The organism is Saccharopolyspora sp. NPDC003752, assembly GCF_053605825.1.
The window spans coordinates 81,220-95,401 of the sequence record NZ_JBSGJZ010000032.1 but is presented as its reverse complement, the minus strand read 5'-3'; the positions used below and the strand labels follow the sequence as shown (position 1 = coordinate 95,401).

Below are 14,182 nucleotides of genomic sequence, written 5' to 3'. Positions count from 1 at the left end.
CCGGCCCCCGTGGGTGCACCTAAATTTCTCTCCAAATCTCTGGTATGATTTCCATTGAAATTGCGGTCCACCGGGGAGGTGCGTGCGCTCGGTGACCGGGGTCTTGGCCGGTCGTGGGCTGGCGACTAGCGGCCGGCGGGGTTCGGCACGAGGCGGTAGGCGTCGCCGTCGGCGATCACCCGGCCCGCGGTCGGCGGCGGGAAATGGGTGCCCAGCAACAGGGTTCCGGTGCCGGCGAGCGATGCGAGCACCGATCGGCGCGTGGCTCCGGCCTGTTCGGGATCGATGTCGACGCAGCTGCCGATGTCCGGCTCGGCGAGCTGGACGGGGTGGTGGACGCAGTCGCCGGTGATCAGCGCCGTCTCTCCGCCGCTGCTCAGCCGGACGGCGACGTGGCCGGGCGTATGACCGGGAGTCGGCAGCAGGCGCAGGCCGGGCGCGATTTCGGTGCCCTCCGCCGGGACGTCGACCAGGTCGAGCAATCCCGCGTCCTCCACCGGGTGCACGGAGTCGCGGAACATCTGCCGCCGCGGCTCGTCCATGTCGTACCCGGCCCAGAACTCCCGCTCGGCGCGGGAGACGACGTAGCGGGCGCGGGGGAAGGTGGGTACCCATTCGCCCTGCTCGTCGCGCGTGTTCCAGCCGACGTGATCGGCGTGCAGGTGGGTGAGGACGACCAGATCGACGGAGTCCGGGGCGAATCCGGCTCCCGCGAGACGCTCCGGGTAGTCGGTCCGCAGGTCGTGCCACGCCGGGTTCGCCCGGGTCTTGCCGTTGCCGATGCCGGTGTCGACGAGGACGCGCAGCCCGCCCACGACCAGCGCGAAGCTGTGGCTGTCGAGGCGTAGAACGCCCTCGTGGTCCGCGAAATCCGGGCGCAGCCAGTCCTGCCGCGCGACCACGTCCGGGGTGGCGTCGGGCAGTAGCCAGGGCCCGGTCGCGGGCGGCAGGAGGACCTCGTCGATGCGGTGGACGGTCGTGTCGCCCACGGTCCACGTCGCGGCGGATTCGTTCATGTTCCGTCGTTTCCTCCGTCTGCCCGATCGCGCCAGCTAAAAGCTATCCGTTTGCTTTAAGACACGATAGGCCCTACAGTCAGCTAAAGCAAATCGTTAGCTTTTATTCGACAGGAGGGCGCGCCCATGTCCGCTGGACTCACGCCGCCGGAGGCCGCCCGATGGGCCGACCGCTCCGGGCTCCCGCTGGCGGCCGACCGCCACGCCGAAGTCGCGGCCACGGCCGAATACATCCACTCCGTCGTCGCGCTGCTCCGGGAGCTGGACTTCGGGGACACCGCGCCCGCCCACCGCGCAGACGAGGAGCGGCCCGATGCAACCGTATGAGCTGACCGTCGCGGCCGCCGCCGCGGAGATGCGGGCCGGGCGGCTGTCGCCCGTCGAACTGGTGGACTCGGTGCTCGGCCGCATCGAGCAGGTCGAACCGCGCCTGCAGGCCTACGTCTCGGTGCTGGCGGAACGAGCGCGCCAGGAGGCGCGCGCGGCCGACCTGTCCCAGGGCCCGCTGCGCGGAATTCCCATGGGGCTCAAGGATCTCATCGACGTCGCCGGCACGGCGACCACCGCGAGTTCCCGGGCGCGGGCCGGTCACCGCGCGGACGCCGACAGCACCGTCGCCGCGCGCCTGGCGGCGGCCGGCGCCGCCCTGCTGGGCAAGACCCACACCCACGAGTTCGCCTACGGCCTGATCACGCCGCAGACGAACAACGCCTGGGACCAGGATCGGATCGCCGGGGGCTCCAGCGGCGGGTCCGCCGTCGCGGTCGCGGCGGGAGCGGCGACGTTCGCCCTGGGCACCGACACCGGCGGGTCGATCCGGGTGCCGGCCGCGCTGAACGGGGTGGTCGGCCTCAAGCCGACGTACGGCCTCGTTCCGCGGCAGGGCGTCACGTCGCTGTCCTGGTCCCTGGACCACGTCGGCCCCATCACCCGCACCGTCGAGGACGCGGCCCTGGTCCTGGCCGTCCTCGCCGGGCGCGACCAGGACCACCGGCCGCCCGCCGGAACCGACCTGACGGGCCTGCGCGTCGGCGTGCCGCGCAACTACTACTTCGACCGGGTCGCCCCGGAGGTCGAGGCCGCGGTCCGGCGGACCGTCGACCGCCTCGCGAGCCTCGGCGCCCGGCCGGTCGAGGTGGAGATCCCGATGACGCGCTACATCAAGGCGACGCACTGGGGCCTGATGGTCCCCGAGGCCACCGCGTACCACGAGCAGACCCTGCGAACGGTGCCCGACGCCTACGGGCCCGATGTCCGCATCCTCCTCGAAGCCGGCGCCCTGATGTCCGCCGCGGACTACCTGCGCGCCCAGCGCGCGCGGACGCTGATGCGCCGGGAATGGACGCGCATGCTGGCGGAGGTCGACGTGATCGCCGCGCCGACGGTGCCGGTGACCGCCGTGCGGGCCGGCGCGGAATCGATCACCTGGCCCGACGGCACGAGCGAGAGCGCCTCCGACGCCTACGTGCGCCTGTCCGCTCCCGCCAACGTCACCGGGGTGCCCTCGCTGTCCGTGCCGGTCGGCCGCGACCAGGCTGGCATGCCGATCGGCATGCAGCTGCTCGGGAAGCCCTTCGCGGAGGATCTGCTGCTCCGGGTCGGGTACGCGTACGAGCAGACCGAGCCCGCCCGCGAGCTCGCGCCGGTGGCCTAGACGCCGCTAGAAGCCATGACTTTGCTTTAAGGTTGAGCCATGGGTAGGAAGCCGATGGTGCGTCCGGGCGGGCGGAGCGCCCGGGTCCAGGAGGCGGTGCACAACGCCGTGCGCGAACTCGAGACCGAGGTGGGCCGGGACGCGCTGACCGTTCCGCTGGTGGCATCCCGCGCCGGGGTCACGCCGTCGACGATCTACCGCCGCTGGGGCGATCTGCAGGAGTTGCTGTCGGACGTGGCGGTCGAGCGGCTGCGCCCCGAGACTCCGCCGGAGGACCGGGGCGCCCTGGCCGCCGACCTGACGGGCTGGGCCGAGCAGTTCCTGGAGGAGATGGCCTCTCCTCCGGGCCGCGCCTACATCCGCGACGCGCTGCTCGGCGACCCGGACGGCAGCAACGCCGGTCAGTGCTCGGCCTACGCGGCCGAGCAGATCGACGTCATCCTCGCCCGCGCGGCCGAACGCGGCGAGAGCACACCCGGCACGGAGGCGGTCGTCGACCACGTCGTCGCCCCCATGATGTACCGCATCCTGTTCCGCCCCAGCGGTCTCGACACCGCCTACGCCCGCGGGCTGGTGACGGGGCTCCTCGGCGACCGCTGATCACAGATCGAACAACTCCGGCAACCTCACCGGCGACCGCGCGTCTAACGGCCGACATTGGTGCACGGAGAGGCAGATCGATGATTCGAGCGAGGATTCTCGCGGTCGCGGCGGCTGCGCTGACGGTCGGGCTGGCGGCCTGCAGCCCCGGCGGATCGAACGCGGGCGGACCGGGATCGATCATCCAGGACCCGCCCGCGAACTCGGCCCCCGCCGAGTCGACCGGTTCCGGCTCGGCCCCGGAGACCACCGCTGCCGGCTCGACGACCGCCAAGCCGGAGCAGAAGCCGGACAACGGGCTCTGCAAGGCAACGGATCTCCAGCTGTCGTTCGGCAGGGGCGGCGCGGCGGCCGGCACCACCTACCGCCCGCTGATCTTCACCAACACCAGCGGCAGCCAGTGCGTGATCCAGGGCTTCCCGGGCGTGTCCTACGTCGGCGGCGAAGACGGGCACCAGGTCGGCGCGGCCGCCGCCCGGGTCGACGAGAAGGGGCCGGCGATCACCCTCCAGCCCGGCGAGAAGGCCGCCGCCGTGATCGGGTTCGCGACCGTCGAGAACTACGAGACCGCCACCTGCCGGCCGGAAACGGCCAAGGGCCTGCGGATCTACCCGCCGCAGGAAACGGCGTCGATGTACATCGCGTTCGACAACCCCGAAACCGGCTGCGCGAACGACAAGCTGCCCGGCAACCAGCTCACCGTGCGGAGCGTCGAGGCGGGCACCGGCGAGCGGTGATCCTTAGCGGGGCGCCTTCCGAGGGCGCCCCACCGTCAGCGGCGCGGCGTCGCGCTCCGGACGCGGTAGGAATCGGGCGGCCGCACCAACGCATCCGGGTCACCGGTGTACTCGATCTCCACGCCGTAGAGCTCGCGCGCGGCGTCGATGCCCACGTAGCCGTTGACGACGTCGTCGAGAACGCGGTCGACCGGCCGGGCCTGCGGATGGCCGTAGCCGCCCCCGCCCGGGAAGCGCAGCCGCACCCGGGAGTCGGCGCCGAGCCGGACGAGCTGCTTGCGCGGCAGCTCCCGGCCGGTGCTCGCGTCGACGAATTCCCCTGCCGCGCCGGCAGATCCGGACTCGGCGCCGACGGCCGGGAAGTCGACGCGATCGATGTTCGCGTTCACGGTCCAGCCGTGCGGCCCGTGCCGCGACACCTCCACCGATTGCCCCAGCCCGCCGCGGAACCGCCCCGCACCACCGGAATCCGGCCGCAGCTCCCGGCGCCACTGCACCAGCGGAGTCAGGGTTTCCAGCACCTCCGTCGGCGCGGCACGCACCCCGGTCGGGAAGCCGGTGGTGTTCAGCCCGTCCTTGTCCGGCCGCGCGCCGGTCCCGCCCGCGCCGAAGACCGTCAGCGTGAACGGTTGCGGCTCGTCGATGCCGGCGCCGCGCCACACCGTCATCCACAGGGCGTCCGCGCTCACCGCGGGCAGACCGCCGGTCACGGCCGGGCGGAGCGCCTCGAACAGCAGGCTGGGCAGGAAGTGCCCGACGAGGTGACGGGAGGCGACGGGCGCGGGTTCGACGCAGTTGAGCACCGAACCGCGCGGCGCGGTCACCTCGACCGGCCGGAACGACCCGGCGTTGTGCGGCACCTCCGGCGCCAGCGCCGCCTTGATCGCGAACGACGTGTACGCCCGGGTGTAGTTGAGCACCACGTTGACGCCGTGCGGGGACTGCGGCGACGATCCCGCGTAGTCGACGCGGACGGCGTCGCCGTCGACGGTCACCGCGACCGCCAGGTGGATCGCGTCGCCGTCGAAGCCGTCCGAGTCCATGCTCGCCGAGTACGTGCCGTCCGGGATCTCCCGCAGCGCCGCGCGCAGCGCCTGCTCGGAGCGCAGCATGATCTCGGCGGCGACCTCGTCGATGCCGTCGAGGCCGAACTCGTCCAGCATCCGGTCGAGGCTGCGGATGCCGACCTGGTTGGCCGACACCTGCGCGTAGATGTCGCCCATCGTCTCGTTCGGCGTCCGCACGTTCGCCCGGATCAACCGCTCCAGCGTCCTATTAGGACCTTCCGTGGTCCGCAGCTTCAGGATCGGCAGCCGCAGTCCCTCCTCGAAGACCTCGGTGGCCGCCGCGGACAGGATCCGGCCGCCGATGTCCGGCGAGTGGCAGCAACTCGCGAACCACGCGATCAGCGCCCCGCCCCGGAACACCGGGGTGGCGATGGTGATGTCGTTGATCTGCCCCGAGGTCATCCACGGGTCGTTGGTGATCAGCACGTCGCCGTCGGCCAGGACCTCGGGCGGGTACTCGGCGACGATGTGCCGCATCCCGGTGGCCATCGCGTTGATGTGCCCGGGAGTGCCGCCGCTGGACTGCCCCACCATCTCCCCCGCCGAGTTGAACACGGCGCAGGCCAGGTCCAGGGATTCGCGCACCACCGGGCTGAACGCGGTGTGCACCAGAGCGGCCTGCTGCTCGTCGAGCAGCGAGTGCAGCCGGTTGGCGACCAGGCCGACCAGCACCGGATCGACGCGGCTCATCGGGAACCTCCCACGGCGAACTCGACGAGGATGCTGCTGCCGGCCTCGACGGTGCAGCGCGCACCGGGCGGGACGAGCAGCGTCGCTTCCCGCTCCTCCACCAGCGCGGGCCCGGTCAGCACCGCGCCGGCGCGCAACCGGTACCGGTCGTAGACCGGCGTCGGGGCGTAGCCCTCCGGCGCGAAGTAGGCGTCGCGGTGCCCGATCAGCGCGTCCTGGCCGTCCGAAGTGGACTCGAAGCCGAGCCGGGCGGGCGGTTCCGGGCCGCGCGCGGTGACCCGCCAGGTGAGCAGTTCCGGCTCGACGCCGGTCGGGGCGACCGTGCCGAAGCGCTGCGCGTACTGCCGCCGGAAGCTCGCCAGCGCCTCGTCGCGCCAGCCGTCGCCGACCGGCGGGACCGGCACCTCGATCTCGCTGCCCTGCCCCACGAACCGCATCTCCAGCGTCCGCTCGTGGACGACGTCGGCGGCAGCGACACCGGACGCGGTCAGCACCTCGGCGCCCTCGCGTTCCATCTCCGCGAACAGCGCCCGCGCCTCGTCGAGCCCGATCTCACCGAGCAGCGCGTGCCGGGAGCGGACGATGTCGATCGACATCGGCGCGGACAGGAAGCCCAGCGCGCTGAGCACCCCGGCGGCCGGCGGCGCGACCATCGACGGCGACCCGAGCGCCCGAGCCACGCCCGGACCGTGCAGCGGCCCGTTGCCGCCCGAGACGAACAGCGGCAGCCGGCCCGGATCCTGGCCGCGCTCGATGGCGTGCACCCGGGCGGCGTTGGCCATGTTCTCGTTCGCCGTGGTGTGGATGCCCCACGCCGCCTCCGGGACGGACACGCCCAGCCGGTCCGCGACCTGCTCCCGGATCGCCGCCGCGGCGGCCGCCGCGTCCAGCGGCATGTCGCCGCCCAGGAACCGGGCCGGGTCGAGGTAGCCGAGCACGACGTCCGCATCGGTGACGGTGCACCGCGTGCCGCCGCGCCCGTAGCTCACCGGCCCCGGTTCCGAGCCCGCCGAGTCGGGGCCGACGGTGATCAGGCCGAGCGGGTCGACGCGGGCGATCGAGCCGCCGCCGGTGCCGATCTCGATCATGTCGATCACCGGCGCCCGCACCGGCAGCCCGGAACCGGCGCGCAGCCGGTACACCCGGTCCACCTCGAACGTGTGGGTGATCAGCGGGCGGTCCCGCTCGATCATGCAGAGCTTCGCGGTGGTGCCGCCCATGTCGAAGGCCAGCTGGTCCGGCCGCCGCGCGGTCCGGCCGAACGCGACGGCGCCCAGCGCACCGCCCGCCGGCCCCGACTCCAGCATCCGGATGGGGAACCGCCGCGCCACCTCGATCGCCGCGACGCCGCCGTTGGACAGCATGATCAGCGGATCGGTGCGCACCCCGAGCCCGCCGAGCCGGGCGCGCAGATCCGCGAGGTAGTCCTCGACGAGTTGCTGCACGTAGACGTTCGCGAGGGTGGTGGAACTCCGCTCGTACTCCCGGATCTCCGGGTTCACCTCGCTGGACAGCGCCACCCGCAGCTCCGGCGCGGCGGCTTCGAGGATCTCCCTGGCCTGCCGCTCGTGCTCGCCGTTGGTGTGGCTGTGCAGGAAGCAGACGGCGACGGCTTCGACCCCGGCGGCGGCGAGTTCGACGCCGAGCTGCTTGACGGCGCCCGCGTCCAGCGGCGTCACCACCGCGCCGTCGGCGCGAACCCGTTCCCGCACGCCGAACCGCAGGTGCCGGGGCACGAGCGGGCGCGGCAGTTCGAGCCCGAGGTCGTAGAGCTCGTACCGGTGTTCGCGGCCCATCTCGACCACGTCGCGGAAGCCTTCGGTGGTGAGCAGCGCGGTGCGGGCGCCGCGGCGCTCGATCAGCGCGTTGGTCACCAGGGTCGTGCCGTGCACGACGGTCGCGATGTCCGCCGGGTCGAGCCCGTGATCCGCTATTGCCTGCCGCAGCACCGCTTCGACCGCCGCGGCGGGTTCGTGGTGGGTGGTCAGCGCCTTGCCGACGGCGACGATCCCGCTCTCGTCGAGGACCGCCAGGTCGGTGAAGGTGCCGCCGATGTCCACCCCGACCCGCAGCGCACGTGAATCTGCCATGGGAACCCTCCGGTTCGACGGGGAGCGCGCAATCCGGGACAGTACGGATCGTCAGACGATCTGGCAACGGATCGTCAGACGATCCGTCCGGGAACTGCGGAGCCCGCCGGGTAAACTGCACGAACCGCGCGCGCCCGCCGCGGCCGGACGAAGGGGACCCACGTGACCGACACGAGCGGCGCCGCGAGCCGGGTGGCCGACGCGCTGCGCGCCGAGATCGCCGCCGGCGAGCTCGTGCCCGGCATGCGGCTGTCCGAAGAGCGCGTCAAGCAGGCGCACGGCGTCTCCCGCAGCACGCTGCGCGAGGCGTTCCGGCTGCTGATCCGGGAGCGGCTGCTGGTCCACGAGCTCAGCCGCGGCGTCTTCGTCCGGCAGCTCTCCCGGCAGGACGTCACCGACCTCTACGAGGTGCGCCGGGTCATCGAATGCGCTGCCCTGCGGCACATCCGCAGCCTCGAACCGGCCGGGCTGCGCCGGCTGGCCGCCGCGATCTCCGACGGCCGCGAGGCCGCCGAGAAGGGCCGCTGGGACGACGTCGCGGCGGCCAGCATCAGGTTCCACGAGGCGCTCGTCGCACTGGCCGGCAGCGCGCGGCTGGACGCGGTGGTCGGCGAGATCCTCGCCGAGTTCCGGCTGGCCTACGCGCACATGAAGGACACCCAGGTATTCCACTCGGCGTTCCTCAAGCGCAACGAGGAGATCGCCGACGCGCTGCGCTCCGGCGACGTGGAGGGCGCGGCGACCCTGCTGGACGCCTACCTCATCGACGCCGAAGAAGCGCTGCAGAACCACTTCGTCGACTGACGAACGGCGAGCCGATGACGCGGCACGCCTTGATTATCGTCTGACGAACTCTTAAAGTCGGGCCACTCGCGGCCGCCCCGCGAGCGCACCGGAGCGTCGACCGTCCACACCGGACCAATCCAGACCGGTCCGCGACACCGGCGCAAGCGCCACGCCTCGCTCGCCCGAGCCAAGGAGCGCTCCCCCATGCCCACTGACCTCTCCGACCGCACGAACGACCCCGACCAGCAGCGGCTGAGCCCACCGGCGAAGCGTGCCGTGAAGGGCGCCTGCTTCGGATTCTTCGTCGACTACTTCGACATCTACCTGCCCGTGGTGGCACTGACCCCCGCCATCGCCTACTTCCAGGCCCAGCACACCCCGGCGTCCGTCGCGGCCACGCTGTCCTACGTCACGCTCGCGCTCACCCTGATCGGCCGGCCCGTCGGGGCCATCATCTTCGGCCGGATCGCGGACATCACCGGCCGCCGCCGGGCCACCCTCATCGCGGTCGCCGGTGCCGGCGCCTGCACGCTGCTGATGGGCCTGCTGCCCGGTTACGCCACGATCGGCTGGCTGTCGATCATCCTGGTGCTGCTGCTGCGGTTCATCGGCGGCGTGTTCATGGGCGGCGAGTACTCCAGCGCGAACCCGCTGGCGATGGAGGCCAGCCCGAAGCGCCTGCGCGGCCTGGTCGGCGGCATGATCGCGGCCTCCTACCCGCTGGGCTACATCGCGATCTCGGTCGTCGTCGCGATCACCTTCCAGTTCGCCCCGGCCGGCAGCCCGGATTCCCCTTACGTGCAATGGGGTTGGCGCATCCCGTTCTTCGTCGGCGCGGCGCTGTCCGCCTGGTTCCTGCTCTACTACCGCAAGGTCGAGGAATCCGCCGCGTTCAAGCGGGTCCAGCGGGCGGAGAAGCCGAAGTCGCCGCTGCGGGAGCTGCTCACCGGCGAGCACCGGCGCAAGCTGCTGCAGGTGCTGCTGCTGATGACCGGCATGTGGTTCACGGTCCAGGCCACGCTGTCGGCGACCCCGGCACTGCTGTCCGCGGTCATCGGCCTGCCGAGCACCGAGGTGAACACCGGCCTGCTCGTCGCGAACGTCTTCGTCGCCGCGGGCTACCTGGTGATGGCGCAGCTGGGCCAGCGCTTCGGCCGCCGCCGCATGCTCGTCCTCTCCGGGTTCTGGACGGTGCTGCTGGCCCCGCTCGCGTTCGTCGCGATGGTCCGCGAAGCCACCGGGGCGGCCGCGGGCGACGGGAGCACGCTGATGGTGATGGTCTACGCGACTGCCGCGCTGGTGCTCACCGTTTCGCCATGGGGAATCGTCTCGACCTACATCATCGAGCGCTTCGCCACCGGCGTCCGCGCCTCGGGCTACGGGATCGGCTACAGCCTCGCCGTGATCATCCCCGGGTTCTACGCGTTCTACATGCTCGGCCTGGCTCGCCTCATGCCGTACGAGTACACGCCGATCGTGCTGATCGTCCTGGGCGGGGTGCTGACGGCGGTCGGCGCGCTGCGCGGGCCGGAAACCCGCGACGCCGACCTCGACTGAAGGGTGTCGAAATGCCTTCCATCACAGCGGAATCGACGCCGGCGGCGGCGCGGGAGAGCATCCGGTCCGGGGCTTGGCACGCCGTCACGACCGGCCTGTGCGCCGGCTACGTGCAGGCGAACCTGGCGGTCCTCCCCGGCGAGCTCGCGGACGAGTTCGCGGAGTTCTGCCGGCAGAACCCGCAACCGCTGCCGCCGCTGGAGGCCACCGAGCCCGGGGTCGCGGACCGGCTGCGGGTGGCGCCGCACGCCGATCTCCGCACGGACCTGCCGAAGTACCGGGTGCACCGGCACGGCACCGTCGAGTCCGAAGTGGACTCCGTGCGCGAGCTCTGGCGCGACGACTTCGTCGGCTTCCTGCTCGGCTGCAGCTTCAGCGCGGAGGAACGGCTGCTCGCCGCCGGGGTCCGGCTGCGCCACCTGGAAACCGGCGGGAACGTGCCGATGTTCCGCACTTCGCTGCGCTGCCGGCCGGTCGGCCGGTTCCACGGGCCGGTGGTGGTGTCCATGCGCGCGATCAGGCGATCCGAGGTGGACCGCGCCGTCGCCGTGACGGCCGAGCTGCCATTCGCGCACGGCGCGCCGCTGCACGTCGGCGACCCGGCGGAGATCGGCATCGCCGATCCGTCCACACCGGACTGGGGCGACCCGATGCCGCTCGAAGCCGACGAGGTTCCGGTGTTCTGGGCGTGCGGCGTCACCCCGCAGGCGGTGCTCGCCGAGGTGCGCCCGGAGGTGGCGATCACGCACGCGCCCGGCTACATGTTCCTGACCGATCTGCGGGTCGCGGACCTGGTCGCCGGGCGCTGATCAGCGGCGGAGATCGCCGGCCGGGGCGTGCGCGTCCCACTCCTGCTGGGGGACGTCGGTGACCGGCGAACCGTTCGCGGCCGCCACCTCCGCGGTCACCGTCCACAGTCGACCCTTGTCGTCGAGCAGGCCGACCGCGCCCTGTGGGGACCGCAGGGCGGGCGCCGCGGAACGGATGGTGCCTGCCACCGGGAGCTCGTCCAGCGCGGGCACCCGCTCGTCGAGAACCCTCGTGACCAGCTGCTCGGCGACGGAGCGGCGCTCGACGCGGACCCGCCGGCCGTCCCGCACCACGTCCATGGTGCGAGCCGGGGACGGCACCGCGAACCCGTCGAGGACCGCCGCGGCCTGCGCGGTCGTCCGGCACCCGTCGGCTCCGGCGACATCGATGCCGAAGTGGCGGATATCGGTCGGCGACGGAAATTCCGCAGTGGCGCGGAGAACGTCCACCGGCACCGTGCCACACGGGTCCGCTGTGGACACCGGAGCGTGCCCCTCAGGGCTGCGGACCAGGCCCGGGCCCTCCCGCCAGGGGCCGGGCACGACCACCGGCTCGTAGGGGTGGCGGGTGAAATCCCGGTCCCAGAAGGTGATCGTGGTGCCCGCCGAGGTCTGGTGGGCGATCGCGAACGCGTCCAGCGCCGGAACCCACATCCAGTCCGCGCTGAAGGCGTCCACCACCGAACGCGAACGCTGCGCGCCCGCCGGCTGGAAACCCCGCTCCGTCAACGCCTGCAACTGCTCGGTGAACTCGGGATTGCGCGCGCGGAGCACGAACTGGCCCGCGCCGTTCCAGCCGGCGCCGGACGCCGTGGTGTCGGTGAACATCAGGTAGAACCAGCCGTCCAGGTACAGCGCCGACGGCTGGCCCGCGCCGTAGACGTTCTCCCGGTTCACCTCGCGGGAAGCCAGGACGATCGGCCTGCCGCCGGCCTCCCGCCGCCAAGCCAGGCCGTCCTCGCTGCTGGCCACCCCTATGGCGTTGCCGTGCGCGTGATCCCCCGCCGCGCCGGTGTAGTACAGGTAGTAGCGGCCGTCGACCCGCAGCACCGACGGATCGCAGGTGTGCATGCCGTCGAACGCGCCGGGCTGGCCGGTGAAGACCGGCACCGCGGGCGCGCCGCCGGCGGCGAAGAACGGACCGTCGGGGCTGCCCGACTCGGCCGTCAGGATGTCATCACCGGGCGGGCCGACCCCGGGCAGCTGGCTGCACCACCAGGTGCGGTACTTCCCGCCCTCCACGAGCACGGTCGGTCCGTAGTTGTACGGCGCGGGCATCCCGCCCGCCGCCACCACCCCTGCGCTGCCGCGCTCGCCGCCGACATCCAGCTCGACCGGGGCCTTCGGCGGCTCGACCCGCTTCTCCGCCTGCGGCGTCGGGCCGGGCGCGCCCTCGACCTGCGTGCAACCCGACAGCAACGCGACGGCGGCCAGCGCGGCCAACCAGCGCAGCCCGATCCGATCCCTCACCGATGCTCCCCCCAGACCCGCGCCAACACCGAGGTGAAGGGCACCTGCACCCAACTTAGATCCCGAACGGACCGAGGCACGTCCGGTTCGTGAGCGTTCTGGATCGCTATGGCAGCCCAAAGCACTCACGACCCCGGACCAGGTGAACTAGCCGCGCGCCTTGTCGGCCAGCCAGCGGATGGCCAGCGGGTAGCCTTCGACGCCGAGCCCGGCGATGACGGCGGTGGAGACCGCCGACAGGTAGCTGACGTGCCGGAACTCCTCGCGCTTGTGCACGTTGGAGATGTGCAGCTCGATCAGGTCGGCGGCGAGCTGCGCCGCCGCGTCGCGCACCGCGATCGAGTAGTGCGTCCACGCGCCCGCGTTGAGCACCACCGGCCACTGCTCGTCGGCGGCCTCGTGCAACCACTGGACCATCTCGCCCTCGTGGTCGGTCTGCCGGACCTCCACCTCGACGCCCAGCTCCGCGCCCGCGCGCTCGCACATCCCGACCAGGTCGGCGTAGGTCGTGCTGCCGTAGACCGACGGCTCCCGCTTGCCCAGCCGACCGAGGTTCGGCCCGTTGAGGACGAGCACCTTCACAGCAGCACCTCCGAGCCCGACTTGGCCTCGCCGCCGGTGACCGCCGAGTACGCGGCGGCGATCAGCGACGGGTCCGGGCCCTCCAGCCGGCCGGGCTTGGCGAGGCCGTCCAGGACGACGAACCGCAGCACCCCGGACCGGGTCTTCTTGTCCACCCGCATCGCCTCCAGCAGCTGACCGAGCGCGTCCGGGTCGTAGCTGGTAGGCAGGCCGAGCAGGTCGAGGACCCGCTTGTGCCGGTCGGCGGTCTCGTCGTCCAGCCGCCCCGCGAGCCGGGCCAGCTCCGCGGCGAACACCAGCCCGACGCTGACCGCCGCGCCGTGCCGCCAGCGGTAGCGCTCCCGGCGCTCGATGGCGTGGGCCAGGGTGTGGCCGTAGTTGAGCACCTCGCGCAGGTGCGACTCCCTCAGGTCCGCGGCGACCACGTCGGCCTTGACCTGGATCGACCGGCGCACCAGCTCGCCCAGCACGTCACCGGCCGGGTCGGTCGCCGCCACCGGGTCGGCCTCGATGAGGCGCAGGATCTCCGGGTCGGCGATGAAGCCCGCCTTGACGATCTCGGCCATGCCGGCGACGAGCTCGTTGCGCGGCAGGCCCTCCAGCGTCGCCAGGTCGGCCAGCACCAGGCTCGGCTCGTGGAACAGCCCGACGAGGTTCTTGCCCGCGTCGGTGTTGATGCCGGCCTTGCCGCCGACCGCGGCGTCCACCATGCCCAGCAGCGTCGTCGGCACGTGCACCACGCGCACGCCGCGCATCCAGGTCCCGGCGACGAACCCGGCGAGGTCGGTCACCGCACCGCCGCCGAAGGACACCACGACGCCGTTGCGGTCCATGCCGACCTTGCCGAGGACCTCCCAGCAGAACCCGGCCACCTGCAGGCTCTTGCCGTCCTCGGCGTCCGGGATCTCCACCCGGTGCGCGTCCACACCGGCCGCGGCCAGCTCGTCGCGCACGGCTTCCACGGTGTTGGTGATGGTGGGCTGGTGCACCAGCGCCACCACCGATGCGTCGCGCAGGAAGTCGACGAGCTCGCCGAGCAGTCCCCGGCCGACCACGACGTCGTAGGGCTGCTGGCTGGCCACCCTGATCCGCACCGGCTCGGTCATCATCGTCCCTTCGGGCTT

At 72.5% G+C, this 14,182-nt stretch carries 13 protein-coding genes; 7 read left to right on the top strand and 6 right to left on the bottom strand.

Features of this window, described 5'->3' with window-relative positions; all coding sequences use genetic code 11:
• Nucleotides 1-125: 125 nt before the first annotated feature.
• Complete coding sequence (locus tag ACWEV3_RS32235; protein ID WP_452617492.1) at nucleotides 126-1,016, bottom strand: MBL fold metallo-hydrolase; 891 nt, start codon at nucleotides 1,014-1,016, stop codon at nucleotides 126-128.
• Nucleotides 1,017-1,142: 126 nt separating this feature from the next.
• Between ACWEV3_RS32235 and ACWEV3_RS32230 the strand changes: the two genes are divergently transcribed.
• The 4 genes from ACWEV3_RS32230 to ACWEV3_RS32215 all read left to right on the top strand — a co-directional run bounded on the left by ACWEV3_RS32230 (nucleotide 1,143) and on the right by ACWEV3_RS32215 (nucleotide 4,007).
• Nucleotides 1,143-1,343 carry a hypothetical protein gene (locus ACWEV3_RS32230; RefSeq protein ID WP_452617491.1) on the top strand — a complete coding sequence of 67 codons (201 nt, stop codon included), beginning with the start codon at nucleotides 1,143-1,145 and terminating at the stop codon, nucleotides 1,341-1,343.
• Nucleotides 1,330-2,670, top strand: a complete 1,341-nt coding sequence (locus ACWEV3_RS32225; protein ID WP_452617490.1) for an amidase — start codon at nucleotides 1,330-1,332, stop codon at nucleotides 2,668-2,670. Before ACWEV3_RS32230 ends, ACWEV3_RS32225 begins: the two co-directional genes overlap by 14 nt.
• Before the next feature lie 39 nt (nucleotides 2,671-2,709).
• A complete protein-coding gene (locus ACWEV3_RS32220; protein WP_452617489.1) occupies nucleotides 2,710-3,270 on the top strand; it encodes a TetR/AcrR family transcriptional regulator in 561 nt (186 codons plus the stop codon).
• Nucleotides 3,271-3,350: 80 nt separating this feature from the next.
• Nucleotides 3,351-4,007: a DUF4232 domain-containing protein gene (locus ACWEV3_RS32215; RefSeq protein WP_452617488.1), complete on the top strand. Its 657-nt coding sequence runs from the start codon at nucleotides 3,351-3,353 to the stop codon at nucleotides 4,005-4,007.
• A gap of 35 nt (nucleotides 4,008-4,042) precedes the next feature.
• Here the strand turns inward: ACWEV3_RS32215 and ACWEV3_RS32210 are convergent, their stop codons facing one another.
• Nucleotides 4,043-5,764, bottom strand: a complete 1,722-nt coding sequence (locus ACWEV3_RS32210) for a hydantoinase B/oxoprolinase family protein (RefSeq protein ID WP_452617487.1) — start codon at nucleotides 5,762-5,764, stop codon at nucleotides 4,043-4,045.
• Complete coding sequence (locus ACWEV3_RS32205) at nucleotides 5,761-7,854, bottom strand: hydantoinase/oxoprolinase family protein (RefSeq protein ID WP_452617486.1); 2,094 nt, start codon at nucleotides 7,852-7,854, stop codon at nucleotides 5,761-5,763. The genes ACWEV3_RS32210 and ACWEV3_RS32205 overlap by 4 nt, the downstream gene beginning before the upstream one ends.
• 162 nt (nucleotides 7,855-8,016) lie before the next feature.
• Here ACWEV3_RS32205 and ACWEV3_RS32200 point away from each other — a divergent pair, with 162 nt between their 5' ends.
• The 3 genes from ACWEV3_RS32200 to ACWEV3_RS32190 all read left to right on the top strand — a co-directional run bounded on the left by ACWEV3_RS32200 (nucleotide 8,017) and on the right by ACWEV3_RS32190 (nucleotide 11,006).
• Nucleotides 8,017-8,658, top strand: a complete 642-nt coding sequence (locus tag ACWEV3_RS32200; protein WP_452617485.1) for a GntR family transcriptional regulator — start codon at nucleotides 8,017-8,019, stop codon at nucleotides 8,656-8,658.
• Nucleotides 8,659-8,844: 186 nt separating this feature from the next.
• The gene (locus ACWEV3_RS32195) at nucleotides 8,845-10,197 is read left to right on the top strand and encodes an MFS transporter (RefSeq protein WP_452617484.1); all 1,353 of its coding nucleotides are present in this window, start codon (nucleotides 8,845-8,847) and stop codon (nucleotides 10,195-10,197) included.
• 11 nt (nucleotides 10,198-10,208) lie between these two features.
• On the top strand, nucleotides 10,209-11,006 hold the full coding sequence (locus ACWEV3_RS32190) for a putative hydro-lyase (RefSeq protein ID WP_452617483.1): 798 nt from the start codon (nucleotides 10,209-10,211) through the stop codon (nucleotides 11,004-11,006).
• On the opposite strand, the gene ACWEV3_RS32185 is transcribed toward ACWEV3_RS32190, so the two are convergent.
• The 3 genes from ACWEV3_RS32185 to aroB form a co-directional block, all read right to left on the bottom strand.
• Nucleotides 11,007-12,284, bottom strand: a complete 1,278-nt coding sequence (locus ACWEV3_RS32185; RefSeq protein ID WP_452617493.1) for a beta-xylosidase — start codon at nucleotides 12,282-12,284, stop codon at nucleotides 11,007-11,009.
• 339 nt (nucleotides 12,285-12,623) lie between these two features.
• Nucleotides 12,624-13,058, bottom strand: coding sequence for a type II 3-dehydroquinate dehydratase (gene aroQ / locus ACWEV3_RS32180; RefSeq protein WP_452617482.1), 435 nt, complete (start codon nucleotides 13,056-13,058; stop codon nucleotides 12,624-12,626).
• Nucleotides 13,055-14,164, bottom strand: a complete 1,110-nt coding sequence (aroB, locus tag ACWEV3_RS32175; protein WP_452617481.1) for a 3-dehydroquinate synthase — start codon at nucleotides 14,162-14,164, stop codon at nucleotides 13,055-13,057. Before aroB ends, aroQ begins: the two co-directional genes overlap by 4 nt.
• Nucleotides 14,165-14,182: the final 18 nt, after the last annotated feature.

Bases quoted from the DNA above. Each gene is read 5' to 3' on its own strand.
- ACWEV3_RS32215 (WP_452617488.1), top strand. From the start codon at position 3,351: ATGATTCGAGCGAGGATTCTCGCGGTCGCGGCGGCTGCGCTGACGGTC.
- ACWEV3_RS32185 (WP_452617493.1), bottom strand. From the start codon at position 12,284: ATGCCCGCGCCGTACAACTACGGACCGACCGTGCTCGTGGAGGGCGGG.
- ACWEV3_RS32190 (WP_452617483.1), top strand. From the start codon at position 10,209: ATGCCTTCCATCACAGCGGAATCGACGCCGGCGGCGGCGCGGGAGAGC.
- ACWEV3_RS32230 (WP_452617491.1), top strand. From the start codon at position 1,143: ATGTCCGCTGGACTCACGCCGCCGGAGGCCGCCCGATGGGCCGACCGC.
- ACWEV3_RS32210 (WP_452617487.1), bottom strand. From the start codon at position 5,764: ATGAGCCGCGTCGATCCGGTGCTGGTCGGCCTGGTCGCCAACCGGCTG.
- ACWEV3_RS32220 (WP_452617489.1), top strand. From the start codon at position 2,710: ATGGGTAGGAAGCCGATGGTGCGTCCGGGCGGGCGGAGCGCCCGGGTC.
- ACWEV3_RS32195 (WP_452617484.1), top strand. From the start codon at position 8,845: ATGCCCACTGACCTCTCCGACCGCACGAACGACCCCGACCAGCAGCGG.
- ACWEV3_RS32225 (WP_452617490.1), top strand. From the start codon at position 1,330: ATGCAACCGTATGAGCTGACCGTCGCGGCCGCCGCCGCGGAGATGCGG.
- aroB (WP_452617481.1), bottom strand. From the start codon at position 14,164: ATGACCGAGCCGGTGCGGATCAGGGTGGCCAGCCAGCAGCCCTACGAC.
- ACWEV3_RS32235 (WP_452617492.1), bottom strand. From the start codon at position 1,016: ATGAACGAATCCGCCGCGACGTGGACCGTGGGCGACACGACCGTCCAC.
- ACWEV3_RS32205 (WP_452617486.1), bottom strand. From the start codon at position 7,854: ATGGCAGATTCACGTGCGCTGCGGGTCGGGGTGGACATCGGCGGCACC.